The organism is Oscillatoria sp. FACHB-1407, from assembly GCF_014697545.1.
GTDB lineage: Bacteria > Cyanobacteriota > Cyanobacteriia > Elainellales > Elainellaceae > FACHB-1407.
In genome coordinates, this window is record NZ_JACJSA010000019.1 from 90,649 (window position 1) to 108,199 (window position 17,551).

The following is a 17,551-nucleotide window of genomic DNA, read 5'->3' on the forward strand; positions in this document are numbered from 1 at the left end:
TCAGTGGTGAGTGGTTGGTGGTCAGTGGTTAATGGTCAATGGTTAATGGTCAGTGGTGAGTGGTGAGTGGTTGGTGGTCAGTGGTGAGTGGTCAATGGTTAATGGTCAATGGTCAATCGTCAGTGGTTCTGAGGGTCGTAGGTTTGAGGTGAAGCCTTAAACTCAAAACTCTTATCGCCCGCGCGATCGCCGCTGTTGTTTTTTCAATCGTCGGCTCACATCCACAAACGTATCTCGTCGCAAAAAGGGATAGTCGCTGACCCAGAGATCGTAGTCAGAGAGAAAAACGTCGGACAGTTTAGAAAAACGGCTCATATCCTCTCGATTAGACATCACTACCATCTCAGCAATGTCTCCGGGGCGAATAACGCGATGAGCGCGTTGTAGAGGCACTTGTAAGGCGGTGCTGAAGCCTGTCTCGTCTCCAATCTCCAGATTTAAGCGGCGTTCGCGGTTCTCCACAATCACCAATTCACCCTGTTTGTTGACGGTTTCCTCTTTGCCAATTAATTCTTCGGTAACGTAAACATCTAACACTTTGCCACGCCAAAAGCCGCTGTACTTATACCTGCGGCACTCCTGGTTGCGGCGAGTGGCGAGGTAAATGGGACCCCAAAGCCAGTACAACCCGATCACCACAGCAGCCATAAAATCCAGCAGGCTCAACCACTCTGGCAGAGCGGTTTTGAGAATAAACACAACTACGACCCCGACGACCGAGATCAGCAGTCGTCTAAGAAAGTCATCGGGTTTGCCCCAGTAATATTTGTACTGATCACTTGTGGCAACCAGTGGGATCATTTGTTCAAACGTTTCACGGGTAATGGGGATCAGCATAGGGCTAGGGCAACGATCGCCTCTCCTGAGGGTTACTGAGGATTGAGATTCTGTTTTGAGCCTAGCATTTGCATTGTCTTATCCACTAGCTTTGTACGAGGCGAAGCAGTTGGGTGAGACAGTTGGAACCTAAGAACTGTGGATTTATTGCCTTTGGCTTAAGCTTTCTGACCAAAGCTATGGTAAGTCCGCAAACAGTACGGGCGGGTTTAGCAGACTCATCTGCACCGTGCAACAGATTTGACGGCAAAACCCGCCCCCACCGAATATCGAACTTATTCAACGTCAATTCGGGATAAGGATTTCGGCGGTTAAAACCACAGCTATAAGAGCAAAACCGATCTGCGTCGGTTCGTCAAACCTGGATTTTCTGTAGTCCGCGTCGGCGGACTTCGCTCTAGTAGCCGCGAATTCATTCGCCGGCCTCTTAAACCGAACTGACGTTATTTAATTCCCATTCCTAAATTAAAGAACGACTTTAGGACCTAACCCAACGGCTCCCGCGTAGATGGATTGTTCACCCAGTTCTGCTTCAATCCGCAACAGGCGATTGTATTTGGCAACCCGTTCACTGCGGCAGAGTGACCCAGTTTTGATCTGTCCGGCACGAGTGGCAACGGCAAGGTCAGCGATCGTCGTGTCTTCGGTTTCGCCCGAACGGTGACTGATCACGGAGGTATACCCGTTGCGGGTTGCCAGGTCGATCGTCTCCAGGGTTTCAGTGAGCGAGCCAATCTGATTGAGTTTGATCAGAATGGAGTTGCCTGCTTGTTGCTCAATGCCCTTTTGCAGGCGATCGCGATTGGTCACAAACAAGTCATCCCCCACGAGTTGAATGCGGCTACCCAACCGTTCGGTTAACAACTGCCAGTGTTGCCAGTCGTCTTCATGTAGTCCGTCTTCAATCGAGACAATTGGATATTGACTCACCAAATTTTCCAGGTAATCGATTGTCTCTAGTGGAGAGTGCAGGGCTCCATCAAAGAAATACTGTCCATTCTGATAGAACTCGCTGGCAGCTACGTCGAGCGCAAGGGCAACCTGAGCGCCAGGTTCATAACCCGCCTGTTCGATCGCAGAAACCAGCAGATCCAACGCTTCCTGGTTAGAGCCAAGGTTGGGAGCAAAACCACCCTCGTCACCCACCCCAGTCAGCAACCCTTCTCGCTTTAAGACTTTGCTCAGGCACTCAAACACCTCTGCGCCCCACCGCAACGCCTCGTGGAAGGAGGAAGCCCCCACGGGCACAATCATAAATTCTTGAATATCAACGTTGTTGTTGGCGTGTGCGCCACCGTTGATGACGTTCATCAGGGGCACGGGCAGCAGGTTGGCTAAGGGACCTCCCAAATAGCGATAAAGCGGAATATCTAAAGCACTTGCAGCCGCTTTAGCTGTTGCCAGCGACACTGACAGAATGGCATTCGCACCCAAATTGGCTTTATTGGGGGAATTGTCCAGCGAGATCATCAGGCGATCGATCACGGTTTGCTGAAGCGCATCAAACCCCAACAGCTTGGACGAAATTTTTTCCTCAACATTGACCACAGCTTTGAGCACACCCTTGCCACCATAGCGACTGGGATCGCCATCTCTCAGCTCGTGGGCTTCAAAACTCCCTGTCGAAGCACCGCTGGGCACTTGAGCCAACCCGATCGCCCCATTTTCCAGGTGCACCTCTGCCTCAATTGTCGGGCGACCACGCGAGTCTAAGATCTCCCGTGCCAAAATCTTGCTGATACTTGTGTCCATTAAGTTCATAAATTTCACTCCCTGCCCTGCTCTAGCTAGACAATCAACCCACTCGCTTAGAATACGCTGGATTTGTATTTAGGTGAATGGGAAAGCGATCGCCATTTGGTGGAATCTCATTATTTCATCATCTTGGCAACTCAAATACAGCCATCTCGACAATCCTCAACGGGAATTCTGGCTGATGTTGCACAATAAAAAGAAAGCGTTGGGGAAAGTCATTATGCGAATGCTACATACGATGTTGCGGGTTGGCAACTTAGAAAAATCGCTGAAGTTTTACTGCGATGTGTTGGGTATGAAACTCCTCCGTCAGAAAGATTACCCCGGTGGCGAGTTTACGCTGGCGTTTGTCGGGTACGGCGATGAGGCTGACCACACCGTATTGGAGTTGACCTACAACTGGGGTACCGATCATTATGATCTGGGCAACGCCTACGGTCACATTGCGCTGGGTGTAGATGACATCTACGCTACCTGCGAGACGATCAGAAATTTGGGCGGTAAGGTCGTTCGGGAACCCGGTCCCATGAAGCACGGATCTACCGTCATCGCCTTTGTTGAAGACCCCGATGGCTACAAGGTTGAGTTGATTCAGCTTAGCACTCAGGGATCAGAATCTACGAAGCAGGAAGCGACCCCTCAATTGGCAACCCAGTAATTTAGGAAATAGTAGGGGTACGATTTTCGGGTAATGGTAGGAACGCGATTAATCGCGTTCCTACCATTACCCGATTTCCCCTAATTGCTCTATCCCTTACCCATCTGTCAAACTAAATCAGGTGGTATGTTCAATTTGGTGTGTCAGGAGAAATCATGGTAGTCGGGATTGCCTTTTTTATTGGCGCATTTATATTTGCCAGTTTTGTCGAATATTGGATGCATCGATTGATGCACGCCTCGCCGAAGGTGGGTGAGCGGCACCGCGATCACCACCGCCGCAACGAAGGGCAGGGCGTTGTGTGGGAGTTTCGCGATTATGTCAAGGGAAGTGCGATCGCCATGCTGATTCCCTTCCTGTTCTCAATTCCAGCGGGGATCGGTTGGCTCAGTGGCGCGTTGGTGTTTGCAGCGTTTTCTGCCTATGCTCACCAACTCCAGCACGAGAACCCAACCAAGTGTTTTTGGATGAAGATGCCCGTTCACTACGTCCATCATCGCTATGGCATGTGGCATCACAATTTTGGATTAGCGGTCGATTGGTGGGATCACATCTTCCGCACCTACAAACCCGTGGAATGGCGGGCTGAAGCGGAGGAAAAGATGCCTCCACGCGGTTACTTAGAACTGCGCTGGTGGTAATCTGAATGTCTTAAACCCCCGGAATCCTCAAGATTCCGGGGGTTTTGAGTTCTTTAAACAAGCGAAAGCCGGGGTGTAGTCCCGGCTCCAACAGGAATCGATCGATTAACTGCTGCGGCGATCGCCCGCAAACTCCGCACTAAATTCACCATTTCATCAAGCGAGAGAGCCTGACGCGCATCGGATACCGACTGCTCTGGAACGGGATGGCACTCCACCATCACCCCATCGGCTCCACAGGCGATCGCGGCTCTAGCCAGATCAGCCACCAACTCCCGCTTACCAGCGGCATGGCTGGGATCAACGATCACGGGTAGATGAGTGATTTGCTTCAAGGCAACAACGGCTCCCAAGTCCAGAACGTTGCGAGTGTAGGTGTCGAAGCTGCGAATGCCCCGCTCACAGAGAATCACGTTGGGGTTGCCGTGGCTGAGGATGTATTCTGCTGCCATCACGAACTCTTCAATCGTGGCAGCGAGTCCCCGCTTCAGGACGATCGGCTTGTTCACCTGACCCAATGCCTTTAGCAGGTCAAAGTTTTGCATGTTGCGGCTTCCCACCTGCAACACATCCGCGTGCGCCATGACTTCCTCAATTTGAGAAATGGCCATGACTTCCGTAATCACGGGTACGCTGTATTGCTTGCGAATCGAGCTGAGAATTTGCAATCCCTCTAAGCCCATGCCCTGGAAGTCGTAAGGTGAGGTGCGGGGTTTGTAAACTCCCCCTCGTAATGCTTGAACTGGAGCGATCGCCAACTGACTGGCAACCGCTTCCATCTGAGCCTGACTCTCAACGGAGCAAGGTCCACCCACGATCAGGAGGTTTTCGCCCCCCACCGTTACCTGTTCAGACAGGTGGATCACGGTCGTTTGCTGAGTGTCAGTTTTGAGAGCGAGTTTAGCCTTTTGCACAAGAATCTCCTTTGGAATTGAGTTGTAGACGGTGTATGAAGGAAATGAAACAGGCGAGAGGTTTGACATTAAAAAACCCGGTTCCTTTTAGGCTCCGGGTTCTCTAAGAGATTGCATGACGAAGTCACCCGGAGTAGTTCCTGGTCCAAAAAAAGTAAAAGCTAAAGCTGAACTGGGATTGGGTGAACATGGTCATTTCCTGAGACTGATCTTCTGAAATAGGGCTAGATAAAACAAAAACCGCAGAGTGTGTTCTGCGGTTCACCTGAGGTTCCATGACAAGCTGGACTCACCCCCGGTGAACCTGTCTAAACCAAAAATAAAAGTAGGACGTGGAGCAATACATAAATCTTGCGCGGAACTTTTGCGGTTTTTGCGATTCCTAACTTGTTAACAACCGTATCAAGGATTGCAAAGGAACGTCAAGTACCCGCGTGGGGGAAATGGGTCAGTGGGCAGTGGTCAGTGGGCAGTGGTCAATAGTTATACCGATTTAATGTTTGATTGTGGCAGATCCCTGGGTAGGGGCGTTTCGCGAAACGCCCTTACGGAATCATGTGCAGCGAAGCCAATTCAAATTGGTATTAGTAGTCAGTGGTCAGTGGTTAAGGGTCAGTAGTTAACGTCAGTTCGGTTTAAGAGCCCGGCGAATGAATTCGCGGCTACTAGAGCGAAGTCCGCCGATGAGGACTACGGAAAATCAAGGTTTGACGAACTGACGCAGGTCGGTTTTGCTCCTAATAGCGGCGGTTAAAAACGCTGAAATCCTTATCCCGAATTCACGTTAGTTAATGGTTAATGGTCAGTGGTTAATGGTTAACAGTCAGTACAGCGATTCTCACTTTCCCGCTCTCCCATGCTCCTACTCCTACTTCCCCGATTCCTCCCCTGACTCCCTGACTCCTCTAATCCTTTTACTCCTCTACGCCCACTCACGTCTCACACCCGATCGCCTCGCTGATATGGCTCATGTTATGGTGCTCTAGCCGTTCAACTAGTCCTTGAAGAATGCGTTTCACCATCCACGGACCTTCGTAAATCCAGCCTGTGTAAACTTGCACAAGGCTAGCTCCGGCAGCCATTTTTTCCCAGGCATCAGCCGCGGTAAAAATACCTCCCACACCGATGATGGGCAAAGTGCCCTGGGTTTTCTGGTAGATATAACGAATCACATCTGTCGATCGCTGTCGTAGGGGGGCACCACTGATCCCGCCTGCTTCCTCCGTGATGGGGTTACCAGTGGCAGCGATCGCCTGGGTGACTAAACCCTCCCGACGAATGGTGGTGTTGGTGGCGATGATGCCTGCCAGAGAATAGGTTTGAGAGAGGGTAATCACATCGGCGATCGCCTCCCACTCTAAATCAGGAGCAATCTTGACCAAAATAGGTTTGTGTTCCGAGTTGGCTTGCTGCAACGCTTGCAAAATCAGGTCTAGCTGCTCAGTAGATTGGAGCGATCGCAACCCTGGGGTATTGGGTGAAGATACATTAACGACAAAATAATCCCCCAGATTTTGTAGCAGCCGAAAACTTCCTTGATAATCTGCCGCTGCCTCTTCAAGAGGTGTTACTTTAGATTTGCCTAGATTAATTCCTAACGGCAAACTGCTATTTCTCCAGTTACGTTCAGATGACCCCAAATTTGCCTTAGCTTCTGGCTCAGTTGCCCTAAAGTGAAGCTGGGTTGCTAGAGCAGCAGCACCTCGGTTGTTAAATCCCATGCGGTTTAACACCGCCTGGTCAGCAGTTAGACGAAATAGGCGGGGTTTGGGGTTGCCCGGTTGGGGTTGCAAGGTGACTGTCCCCAACTCGGCAAAGCCAAAACCAAAGTTAGACCATATCTTTGCAGCCAAACCGTCTTTGTCAAACCCTGCGGCTAAACCTACGGGATTGCTAAATTGGATGCCCCAGAGGGTTTGTGACAGGGAAGGATGGTGGAAAGAGTACAATTGCTCTAGCTGTTGACCGATCCATTGACCCCAACGGGTAGATTGGTGTTGGTTGAGCCAGTGCAAACGTTGAATTGCCTGCTGATGCAGCCATTCTGGGTCTGCTTTTAACCCCGAAAAGAGCAGGGGACGAATACCTGCTTGATAAATGTCCAATTCCTTTAAACCCATGAATAAAGTGCAGCATTTTAGTCTAATAGACCATAGCCATCCCAGGTGGGCTATAGGAGTTGCATTGTTTCGGGATGTATCCCTCAGTCGAGAGTTTCACCCCTGACCCCGTCCTACCCCTCGTCACTACGGCTATACATATAATTTAGGACTCAGTATACAACTCCTACTTCCGCGCCAAGGAAGGAAGAATTGCCAAGGAACAAAGCAACTTTGTTGAGGTGTCACAAGATGGTCAGACAGCTTTTAACCTTTCAACCCATACCCATGGACGGTTAACCTATGAGTTCAACATCAACGAGTTCATCAAGACACAGATTGTTAAACGATTGGATTTAGTGTGCTAGGGGGCTGAGTCAAAGGGTAGATTAAGGTACAACCGTGGTAGGTCTGCTTAAATGAGGTCGATGGCTAAAGGGATACTCTCCTCTAAACTTTAAAAGTTTCACCACGACTGTCGCAGCAACACTTGGTATTTAGTAAATTTCGTGCGATCGCCCGCTACTAAAGCTTTAGAACAAGGGCACATTGAGACGGCTATTGATCAAAACTTATGAAAGGTTCAAATCAGATTGCTCTACTTAGACTGTCAATTTAACGTCCAGATTAGAAACGGCAACCGGGGGTAAAGCGGGAGCTAGACAACATGGGTTCGCAAAAAGAGCCATCGGCTTATGAAAGACAACTGGTTGCCTTAGGACGGACTCTCCAAAGCTTGCGAGAGTTAGAAAATGCTGACGCCTTGATCGAAACAACGCTGAATTATTTGCAGACAGAGTTTGACTATGCCCTGGTCTGGGTGGGTTTATATGACCGGGTAGAACATCGGCTTATTGGCAAAGGGGGCACAACTCCAGCAGGCGATGCTTCTGTTTTAAAGCAACGCCTTGCTCTCAATCCGGGTGACTTATTAGAGCAGGTCGTCATTCAACAGCGTCCTTTAGGGGTGCCTGACCTGCGAGAAGAAGCCAGAGCCGGAGAATGGCGGCGGGCAGCTCAGAAATTCAACATTCAGGGAACGGTGATTTTCCCGATTCGGCACAAAGATCGCTGCTATGGGGTCACACTGTTGGGATCGGTGCTATGGGGCATCTCGCCACACTCTGAGGAAAAAGCCCGATTATCGATGGTTTTAGGAGGCTTGGGGGCTGCACTGTATCAGATCGATATGGATGTGCAGCGTCAGCAGACAAAACGCCCTGCTGAGCCGTTGTTAGCCTTGCTGGCAAAATTGCGGACATTGCCAACCCTAAAACAGCGACTAGAGGCGATCGTCGATGAGACACATCGGTTTATTAACGCCGATCGCACCCACATCTATTGGTTTGAACCCCAACGACGTTATTTCTGGCAACGAGTCAGCACAACGCCACTACGAGGAGATGCTAATTCGCAGACCACAGGCATTACAGCCCAGGAGGTCAACAGTTTTTATCAAGCTCTGGCCGCCGATCAATTGGTTGCCATTGGAGAGGCACACAGTTCTCTCAAGGCAGAGATCACCGGACGGTTGATGCAGCATTTAGGGGCGCGATCGCTCCTGGCGGCTCCTATTTTGTTCCAGCAAGAGTTGTTGGGGTTTATTGCAGTCGAAGGTACTGAAGCTCGGATCTGGTCAGAAGAGGAGAAAAATTACGTCCGGGGGGCAGCCCATCTGGTGGCTCTCACCGCTCCGTTAGAGCAGATGGAGGAAACCATCGCCCAGGTGAAGCTAGACCAGGCACTCACCTCAGAAGTCTCCCATGCCATCTTTAGCGACGAGGACTGGAGCAAAACCCTGCAAAAAGCGTCGGAGCGGGTGTGCCAACGGCTCGGCGCAGAAAGATTTTTGATTTTGCTCTATGACCAGGATCAAGAGAAGTTTGAGGTGTGCTATCAAAACCACCCCTCCCATCGTCGCCCCCTGCCCCCTCAAATTGAAGGGCTGAATAGCGTCGATTGGCAAATGCTGGAACGCAGCACCGAGGCAGTCGGGGTCGAGAACCTGGAAGAAGACCTGAAACTGATGGCATGGCGCGAGGTGTTTCTGGATGCGGGGGTGCGATCGCTCCTGGTGTGCAGTACGGCGATGGGGCATTCCCTCGAAGGACTGCTGGTCATCGCCCACGAAAATAGTCGTACCTGGAGTCGAGCCGAGCGAGATCTGATTCGGATAGTCAGCCAGCAAATTGGGCTAATTTTGCATCAGTGGCAACTTCAGCGTCAAACCGAGCAGCAGCAAAAAGTCAATCAGACGATTCAGTGGGGGCTGACAACGATGCAGCAAACCCACGAGTTGGAGAGCCTGGAACGGGCAGCCATGCAACACATCGCGCAGGTGCTGCAAGTGCCGCTTGCCACACTGGTCACCTGGCAACCCGGACGCAAAGCCGCGAAAATTACTGCTCCCGTTGTCTCTAGCAACAAATTCTCAATCACGACTGATTTTGTCATTCCGGTCTACACGGATATGCTCGTTCAGTGGGCGTTGCAAGCCGATAGCTTGCTGCCTGTCAGTGTTGATGAACTCACCCCTGAAACGCGGCAGTGGCTCAGCGGATCTGACATTGGGCAAATTTTGGTGATGGCATTAAGAACAGCCCCAGAACACGAATCGACGGGGATTGTGATTGTCGCCGATCGCCTCGATCGCTACTGGCCTGAACGCCAACTCAACGCTTTGGGAACGCTGGTCAGCCAGTTGGCATGGTCACGACGCTATCTGGTGTTGACGGAAACCCTGACCCAACAACGAGAAAATTTAGAGCGATTGAACTGGTATAAACAACGCCGCATCGAAGACATCTATCGAACCCTGGGACTCGGCGTACGGCGGTTGAACGAGCTGAGCCACCAAAAAGATGCGCTGGCGAGTATGCGCTATCACCAAATCATTCGCCAGTTGGGAAACACCCTGTCGGCGATCGCCCCTGTGTTGCGTCAAGAAAACTGGCAACTGCATCTGGAATACGAGACGATCCCGCTAGTGAGCCTGCTCAAGCGTGCTTTAGAACGGGTGGAAACGTTGATCAAACAACGTCAACTCTGGTCACAGGTACATAACGACACCAACCTCAGTATTGGTGGTGACATTCCCAAAATTGAGTTTGTATTGTATGAGTTGCTGATTTCTGCCTGCTTGCGATCGCCACCCGGAGGGCGGCTCGATGTTTGGTGTCGCCCCATTGACACCCGTTGGTTGGAAATCTCCCTGACGGACAATGGCGTGATTGAACCTCGCCTCATCGAAGAACTGCATACGGGGCGATCGAACGATTTGTTGGCTCCCTCAACCCTCGACACGCCTCCAGGGCTGCACCTATCCATTTGTCAGAGTTTAATGCAGCAGTTGGGCGGTGAGTTTAATCTCTACCGCCTGGAAGATGGGCGGATTCTCAGTCGTCTGATTGTGCCAATTGCAGCCAATACCCCATCGACTGCGGCGACCCGAACTCGCATTCAGGAATAACCCATCTAACAATTCTTAAAATACTGAACTGCCCGAAATAGGCGGTATTCAACTCCTGCCCTCTGTAAGAGAGTATGCAGAGAGGATTTAATGAGGTGGAGGGCAATCGCCACTTTTTTTGATGAAATGGACATAGTTGTATTAAAACCCACATACAAGAGGAATCTTTTATGCAGCGTCTCAAGCATTGGCAGTTGAGCACTGTCCTGGTCTTCGCGTTAAGTTTGGGTGCTGGCATAGTCACGTCTTTAGCGGTTCAAGCCTCTGCTCAGGCACAAACCACAGTCCAGTTTTCAGATGTCCCGTCCAACTATTGGGCACGAGGATTTATCGAAGAACTAACCCGTCGGGGGATTGTGAATGGGTTTCCAGATGGTTCGTTTCGCCCAGACGCCCCAGTGACGCGATCGCAATTTGCGGCAATGGTGCAAAAGGCGTTTGACCAGGCGGTGGTGCGTGACCCCATTCGCTTCACCGATGTCTCTGAGCGATATTGGGCATCTGAGGCAATTCGCGAGGCATACACAACCGGATTCATGACCGGATATCCAGATGGTTCCTTTAACCCCAACCAAAACATCTTGAGGGCACAAGTGCTGGTGTCTCTGGCGAATGGGCTGTCCTACTCAAACCCCAATTCAGTGAGTGACACGCTGCAAGTCTACAACGATGCGAATGATATCCCCGATTACGCTCGCCCCACCGTGGCAGCCGCAACCGAAAAACAGCTTGTAGTCAACTATCCCAATCTTGACCAGCTCAACCCGACTCGTATTGCTACTCGTGCTGAAGTGGCTGCGTTTATCTACCAGGCTCTTGTCAGTGCAGGCAATGCCGATCGCTTGACCTCTCCCTATATCGTGGGACAGGCTGCACCCAGTCCAACTCCTAGCCCACAGCCGCAGGGGAGCATCCGCATTCCCAGTGGCACGACGCTGCCCACTCGCTATGACGATGCTGACAAAATCTATGTCTCGCCTCAAGAGCCAGAACCCGTACCTGTCACACTGTTAATCGATCGCGACATTATCGCTCAAAACGGGCGGTTGCTGATCCCCATCAATAGCCAGGTCGTGGGTGAACTTCAGTCCGTTCGGGGTGGTTCTCAGTTTCGAGCGAGAGAGTTGGTGCTTGCCACAGGCACTCGCATTCCGATGGATGCCTCCTCATCGCTGGTGACAAGAACTGAGGTCGTGCGTCAGAATGCCGATGTGGGTGAGATTCTCACCGGAGTAGCCCTGGGGGCTGGAGCCGCAGCAGGTATTTCGGCAGTTACGGGCGATCGCTCCATCGATGCCGGAGAGGTGTTAGGCGGTGCTGCCTTTGGGGGGCTGATTGGCTACTTTAGAGGGCGCGATCGCGTCACCCTGATTACCATTAACCCTGATGATGACCTGGACGTAACCCTCAACGATCCCCTGGTCTTGCCTTAACACAACTGTCAAGACAGTTGAGACGGGGAGTGTAGGGACTGGCGATGACCAGGAGTTCCCCCCCTGCACCCCGTCCTAATCAATGCCTCGATTGCTATAACACGTTAAAATCAGGCAAGCATATGCATTATTTCTGAGGAGTTTAACAATGTTCCTGGATGAACTCACCCCATTATTCAAAGAATTGACAGCCCATCCAGTTGCATTCTTGGGTGGTTTCTTCTCTGGGGTATTTCGGCTCAATTTGGCGGATGATCCGGTTAAGAGTTGGCTGAACGAACAGGCAGGCAGCGAGTCCTACACCTCGACCACCACAATGAACGGCAGCAAAACCAGTGGCCCTCAGTCGATCTCCATCGAATAGGACGGGCAACTTCTGCATCATTCCCCTACTGTTGCAGACCCTACAAGGTGACTGATATAACTTGATTCATCACAAAGTGCAGTTTCAAGTCTCTCACCGTTAGGAGATTTGGGGCAAAAACCTCACATCCCGTTTCCTGAACACACGCGATGCCAGCAAGGTTGCAAATAAAGGCAGAAGACTGTTCCCCGTTGGGGCAATTTATTCTGCAATACCTGGAACAGCAGGGGATCAGCATGAACCGTCTGGCAGAGTTGTCTGGCGTTCCACAACCTCGCTTGCGCGGAGCTTGCTTTAAGGGAACTTGCCCCACTCCAGAAACATTGAGAAAACTGGCTAAAGTGATGGGGAAGCACCACTTGGAGCTTTACACGCTGGCATATGAGGGTAGGGTTGAAAACTTGCCTGAAGATGCCGATGAAACCTCGCTAGATCTGTTGATGCGAGAGCTTTTTGAGACAGTACGAGAACTGGGTTTAACCGTTCCAAAAGTGCGCCCCTCTAAAGTCAAAATCCGCAGAGCCCTTTTGGAATTGGGCTTTCGGGAAGAAACCCAGGAGGACAGTAGCGATTACCTCAGCGGGGATGCCGCTTCGCGTCGTCAGGACATTGGCTAGGACAGTTACTAGCCATCAATTATCTGTATAAGGATTTTGGCAGTTGAAACCGCAACTACGAGAACAAAACCGACCTGCGTCAGTTCGATAAATCCTTGATTTTCCCTAGTGCAGCGTCACACCTTATTTTTAGGATTGTCGGTGTGAGCGACTCGTTCACGACACGAGCAAGATGCTCGCACTACCCTAACTTTTAACATGAATTCGGGATAAGGATTTCGGTGGTTAAAACCGCCGCTATCGGAGCAAAACTGACCTGCGTTGGTTCGTCAAACCTGGATTTTCCGTAGTCCGCGTCGGCGGACTTCGCTCTAGTAGCCGCGAATTCATTCGCCGGGTTTGATCGCTTTGGTCTGAAAACTTAAGGCAAAGGCAATGGCTCCAACCCGGATACTGGGAAAGCTTTCCGACTCACCTCCGCTCCATCAAATGTGGCTCCGGCTGTAACGCGAATTGACATTAAATTCACATTAAAAAGAGCCTGCACCTTATATCGGGTACAGACTCCTTTACGGCTTAGAGACTTACCTACTTAACGTGAATTCGGGATCAGGATTTCGGCGGTTAAAACCGCAGCTATAAGAGCAAAACTGACCTGCGTCGGTTCGTCAAACCTTGATTTTCCCGGAGTCCGCGTCGGCGGACTTCGCTCTAGTAGCCGCGAATTCATTCGCCGGGCTCTTAAACCAAACTGACGTTACTTACGGTAAGGCACTGCTCTTTCATAGTCGATGTTGAGCGCAGAGATCCGCTGAGGAGGATTGCTGCGAGGGCTAATGCTGCGTGCCATGTCAAGGAACTGAGCAGGGCTGCCTGCTTTGGGCTTCTTGTCTTGAGGAACGTAGCTGCGAACGGTAGTTTGCCAGATAACTTGAGGGAAGCCCAACTTACCACGATAGTATTCGTCGTAGCGAGGCGACTTGATGTTGAAGGGCAGTTCACCTTCGGTGCGACCGGGCAGGACACGACGACGCTGGTAAGGAACGATGTCATACCCAAATGCATCCAGGTATTCCTGGCTGTTGAGCAGGTCGTCTACAAAACCAACAATCCCTTTGGTAGCAACAACAATCGACCAGGCGATTTTTTCACGCTCGTTGTAAACGTCGCGTCCTAAAACGCGCTGTACCGTTTGCTCAACAAAGCGGTAGTTGCTGTTGAGGTCATAGAAACTGCGTCTGTAGGTGTTGGACAGCAACAAACCACGAATGAAGTCGCGAACTGTAATTTGACCGCTGCGGAGTTGGGACTCCAAGAACCGCTCACGATCGGCTGCAAAAGCATGGAAGAAGATTTGACGGTAGGCCGCTTCAATTAAAGTGTCTAGGTCTGATGGGGAAAGCAGGTTTTCCGTAGAGAAAATCCTGGGTTGTTCTTCTCCGGGAACCTCATAGCCCGCGACCCGCTGATTTTGGCTAACAGGGGAATATTCTAAAAGAGGAATCGTCACGCCTGAAAATCTCCCTTTCCTTACAAAATCTTACAAAAGTTACTCCTAATCATATAGGGATGAGGGCAGCATTATTCGACTTAGTCTGATAAAAATTACATAACTTAATTTGTTGCTTAATAAAGTTGAAATGCCTTGCTACGAGAGCGATTCATGGTTCTCACCTACGAGTCAGGCGATCGCCAATGCACCCCGTGGATGCAAATTTGCTGGATCTAATCGCTGCGATAAATGAGGAGTATCAGGGGATTTCTGAAGCAATGCAACGAAGCTCAACAATTGAGGCAACACTCCGACATTAGTCAATTAATCGTTACACTACAGCCTCAGCATTCCTTCGCCCCGCCAAAATGCCAGTGGGTCTGATGTGGGAATGCAAGGGGGATGAAACCGAAGCACATCCTCGTTGCCAGCTTGATAAACAGGTGCGGGAAGGGCTAAGCCCAGACAGAGATGGGTGAGCGATCGCGCAAATTGTTCGTGGTGCCCCGGATACCCGGCATGGGCATGGGCGTATTCATGAGCAACCACCGACAACCAATCGCGTGGCATGACTCGCCCCACATCAATCAGAATCGAGATGGGGTAAACCTGAAAATTACAGACCGCATCCAGCCCAAACGCCTGAGCCAACGGAGCCGCAAAAATCTGGAGGGTAGGCTGCTCCCACGCATGGAAGCAAGCATGACAGAGCTGAAGATATCGATTGAGTTGAGCGTTGACAGCATCAATGTTGTGAGCGATCCAGGCGCAAATGGGGATACGGTGTTCCAGGTCGTAGACCAAATCCACCATTTCTGGCTCTAAAGCCAGACTACGAACGCCGTAAAGATAATCCAATCCACGCACCACCGGATCGGTGCTGGTGGTAATGATTAATGAATTCACTCAACAATCGCCAATTGAATTGACTGTAGGATGCATCAACAATTAGGAATTTATTCTACAGCAGTGTACAAGTTAGTTCAGTACAGGGGGTGCAGGGGCAGTATTTCCTGCCTGGGATTCAACTCCTACACCCCATACTTCACTCAAACGGGTACCGCTATCATGCCATTGACCGACTTACCAACCCAAAAAAGAGAAATATTTTGTTTCAGCCGTCTTGGGAGTTTGTTCTGAGGCGGAGCTAGTATCGGTCGCATCAGCAACCCGAAACTCGGTGCAGAAAGTTGCCGTAGTGAAACCGCCAAACCGTTTTACCGTGCTGGTTCGCATTCTCAGACTGGGGTTGGGAAACCAGAACCGCTCCACCGAACTCATCGTTTCATACTCAGTGGTTAGCACGAGTGCATTTTCGTCATCCATGTGATACTGACCAGCCACAGGGACAATCTCGGCATACCCGCGCTCGCGCAGGAGGGTTCCCTGCCGGGGTTGCTCTGCATCTGGGATCAAGGCAAATACAGTCGAGCCTTCATGGTTGTCATCGTCTCTATCCCAGCCCATTGCCCCTTTCCAGGAGACAAAGGCTCCGCCGATCGCCCGTGCTGGGTCAACTTGATGTAACTGACAAATTTCAACGATTTTGGGATGATCAGCAGGGAGTGCCTCTACCTGAATTTCTGATTCGCCAGCTTCAGCCCGCCGAAAAGCTAGATGGTGTGTCGTTCGCTGCGATCGCCATCTGCCTGTGCTCTGTTGAAAAAACTCCATTACGTCCATCGACTACCACCTAAACCCAACAACAGTGTTTTCAGCATTTCTATTGTATAGCGGAAGGCAAGAGCAAAGGGGGCGCAGCAAAGGAGGATTGAGGTTACGGGTTGGAAAGGATGGGTAACCCCATGACGGTGCGATAGCGCATTTCCAGGTCTTCCATGCTGGGCGATCGCCGATTAGCTTGCCACTCGCTTTTGTCAAACAGGGTTTGCTGGAGTTGAGGCACATCAATCGTTGTGACAGTGCCATCGGTAACAACGGCTTTGCCATTCACCCACACCGTGTGAACGGCGATCGGTCGTCCGAGAACGAGCAAGCCGATCGGATCAGTGCGGGGCAACAGCGACAAACGCTTGAGATCATACAGAACGAGATCGGCTTTTTTGCCGACAGTCAGCGATCCCATTTGGTCTGCCATCCCGACTCCGGTTGCTCCCCCCAGGGCTGCCATCTCAACCGCTTGTCGAGGGGTGATCCAGTGCTGGTAGTCCATATCAGTGACATTGTGGAGAATTGTCCCGATCTTGATGGCTTCTAGCAAATCTTGAGAGTCGTTGCTGGCAGACCCATCACAGCCAAACGTCACATTCACCCCTGCTTGCCGATATTTCAGAATGGGGGCAATCCCACTCCCCAGACGCAGATTGCTCAACGGATTGTGAACCACCGTGGATTGGGTTTCCGCCAGGATTGAGATGTCGTGGTCATTTAACCAGACGCAGTGCGCCAGAGACGTGCGAGGGCTGAGGTAGCCCAGATGCTTGAGGTGCTCAACGGCGGTGCAGCCATACTTCTCGTAGGCGAGCATTTGCTGGGCTTTGGTTTCGAGTAAATGCGTGTGACGGCATAAGTTGTGGCGATCGCTCAACTCAATGCAGCCCTCAAACAGGGCATCCGAACAGAGTTGCATCCCTGTCGGAGCGACCATAATGTTGATCCCCTTATCTGGCTGGTGAAATTGCTCCACCGTGCTACGCATGAGTTCCAGCACTTCCTCCGTGCTCCAAAAATAGGGATCATGTTCAATCTTGTGTCCGCCAGAGGGCACACCCGCCGCTAACGACTGATCTTGAATCAGGGGTCCTATAAACGCCCGGATACCAACCTCTCGATAGGCACGAACAGCAGCGGCGATCGACTCTTTTTCCTGCCCTGGGATCAATACCAGATGATCCACGACGGTTGTTCCGCCGGATAACAGCGTTTCAACCGCCGTCCCTAATGCGCTGAGATAAATGTGCTCTGGGTCAACTGGCGAAAAATCATGCAACTCGGCAAGCCACAACTCCAACGGGCGGGGTGGAATTAGCCCTCGCTGCCACATCTCCGAGGAGTGGGTGTGAGCATTGACAAACCCTGGTAGCAATAGTTTGTCTCGTCCATCCACTAAGGTGCCAATTGGGTCAAGTTGGGGAGCAATGGCAGCAATGTGATTGCCCTCAATGTGTACATCAACGCTGGTGTAGCCCCCTTCAACTGGAGCGATCGCGTTTTGAATCGTGTAGCTCACCAAATCTTTCTCCCTGATCGCTTTTGAGTAGTCCTAATCATCCAAATCATGGTTGTGGCGTGTAGAGGCATGTCTACAACTAGAGTTCCACCTTTGCACCTATCTAATCAAAGTTGATCTGGAAGCACGAATCCCGATCTTC

Annotated in this window: 16 protein-coding genes; 6 read left to right on the forward strand and 10 right to left on the reverse strand. The window is 51.0% G+C overall.

All coding sequences use genetic code 11. The features are described from left to right. Positions 1–171: 171 nt before the first annotated feature. Together H6G89_RS25370 and eno are read right to left on the reverse strand one after the other, a co-directional pair. The gene (locus tag H6G89_RS25370) at positions 172–837 is read right to left on the reverse strand and encodes a phosphate ABC transporter permease (RefSeq protein WP_190511771.1); all 666 of its coding nucleotides are present in this window, start codon (positions 835–837) and stop codon (positions 172–174) included. Positions 838–1,302: 465 nt separating this feature from the next. After that, positions 1,303–2,598, reverse strand: coding sequence for a phosphopyruvate hydratase (gene eno / locus H6G89_RS25375; protein ID WP_190511774.1), 1,296 nt, complete (start codon positions 2,596–2,598; stop codon positions 1,303–1,305). A 214-nt stretch (positions 2,599–2,812) separates the two neighbouring features. Between eno and gloA the strand changes: the two genes are divergently transcribed. Together gloA and H6G89_RS25385 are read left to right on the forward strand one after the other, a co-directional pair. After that, a complete protein-coding gene (gloA, locus tag H6G89_RS25380; protein WP_190511932.1) occupies positions 2,813–3,250 on the forward strand; it encodes a lactoylglutathione lyase in 438 nt (145 codons plus the stop codon). Positions 3,251–3,405: 155 nt separating this feature from the next. Next, complete coding sequence (locus H6G89_RS25385; RefSeq protein WP_190511776.1) at positions 3,406–3,891, forward strand: sterol desaturase family protein; 486 nt, start codon at positions 3,406–3,408, stop codon at positions 3,889–3,891. A 53-nt stretch (positions 3,892–3,944) separates the two neighbouring features. On the opposite strand, the gene H6G89_RS25390 is transcribed toward H6G89_RS25385, so the two are convergent. Both H6G89_RS25390 and H6G89_RS25395 read right to left on the reverse strand, forming a co-directional pair. After that, a complete protein-coding gene (locus H6G89_RS25390) occupies positions 3,945–4,805 on the reverse strand; it encodes a bifunctional 3-deoxy-7-phosphoheptulonate synthase/chorismate mutase (RefSeq protein ID WP_190511784.1) in 861 nt (286 codons plus the stop codon). Positions 4,806–5,737: 932 nt separating this feature from the next. Continuing rightward, on the reverse strand, positions 5,738–6,910 hold the full coding sequence (locus tag H6G89_RS25395) for a quinone-dependent dihydroorotate dehydrogenase (RefSeq protein WP_190511934.1): 1,173 nt from the start codon (positions 6,908–6,910) through the stop codon (positions 5,738–5,740). 661 nt (positions 6,911–7,571) lie between these two features. On the opposite strand from H6G89_RS25395, the gene H6G89_RS25400 reads away from it, so the two are divergent. The 4 genes from H6G89_RS25400 (at position 7,572) to H6G89_RS25415 (ending at position 12,787) form a co-directional block, all read left to right on the forward strand. Continuing rightward, positions 7,572–10,373: a sensor histidine kinase gene (locus tag H6G89_RS25400; RefSeq protein WP_190511792.1), complete on the forward strand. Its 2,802-nt coding sequence runs from the start codon at positions 7,572–7,574 to the stop codon at positions 10,371–10,373. 170 nt (positions 10,374–10,543) lie between these two features. Then, positions 10,544–11,806 (forward strand): S-layer homology domain-containing protein, encoded by a 1,263-nt coding sequence (locus tag H6G89_RS25405; protein ID WP_190511794.1) that lies wholly within the window; start codon positions 10,544–10,546, stop codon positions 11,804–11,806. 148 nt (positions 11,807–11,954) lie between these two features. Then, positions 11,955–12,170, forward strand: coding sequence for a hypothetical protein (locus tag H6G89_RS25410; RefSeq protein ID WP_190511795.1), 216 nt, complete (start codon positions 11,955–11,957; stop codon positions 12,168–12,170). 149 nt (positions 12,171–12,319) lie between these two features. Beyond that, positions 12,320–12,787 carry a helix-turn-helix domain-containing protein gene (locus tag H6G89_RS25415; protein ID WP_190511797.1) on the forward strand — a complete coding sequence of 156 codons (468 nt, stop codon included), beginning with the start codon at positions 12,320–12,322 and terminating at the stop codon, positions 12,785–12,787. A gap of 532 nt (positions 12,788–13,319) precedes the next feature. Here H6G89_RS25415 and H6G89_RS25420 read toward each other — a convergent pair. From H6G89_RS25420 to H6G89_RS25440, 6 genes are all read right to left on the reverse strand, one after another. Next, a complete protein-coding gene (locus H6G89_RS25420) occupies positions 13,320–13,457 on the reverse strand; it encodes a hypothetical protein (protein ID WP_190511799.1) in 138 nt (45 codons plus the stop codon). Between the two features lie 27 nt (positions 13,458–13,484). Then, positions 13,485–14,237, reverse strand: a complete 753-nt coding sequence (locus H6G89_RS25425) for a phycobilisome rod-core linker polypeptide (RefSeq protein WP_190511801.1) — start codon at positions 14,235–14,237, stop codon at positions 13,485–13,487. A gap of 171 nt (positions 14,238–14,408) precedes the next feature. After that, a complete protein-coding gene (locus H6G89_RS35895) occupies positions 14,409–14,543 on the reverse strand; it encodes a hypothetical protein (protein WP_255519508.1) in 135 nt (44 codons plus the stop codon). 12 nt (positions 14,544–14,555) lie between these two features. After that, on the reverse strand, positions 14,556–15,125 hold the full coding sequence (locus tag H6G89_RS25430) for a hypothetical protein (RefSeq protein ID WP_190511803.1): 570 nt from the start codon (positions 15,123–15,125) through the stop codon (positions 14,556–14,558). A 177-nt stretch (positions 15,126–15,302) separates the two neighbouring features. Then, positions 15,303–15,902 (reverse strand): phycobiliprotein lyase, encoded by a 600-nt coding sequence (locus H6G89_RS25435; RefSeq protein WP_190511805.1) that lies wholly within the window; start codon positions 15,900–15,902, stop codon positions 15,303–15,305. Positions 15,903–15,996: 94 nt separating this feature from the next. Next, entirely contained in the window at positions 15,997–17,409 is a 1,413-nt protein-coding gene (locus H6G89_RS25440) for an amidohydrolase (protein WP_190511936.1), read from the reverse strand. Between the last annotated feature and the right edge of the window lie 142 nt (positions 17,410–17,551).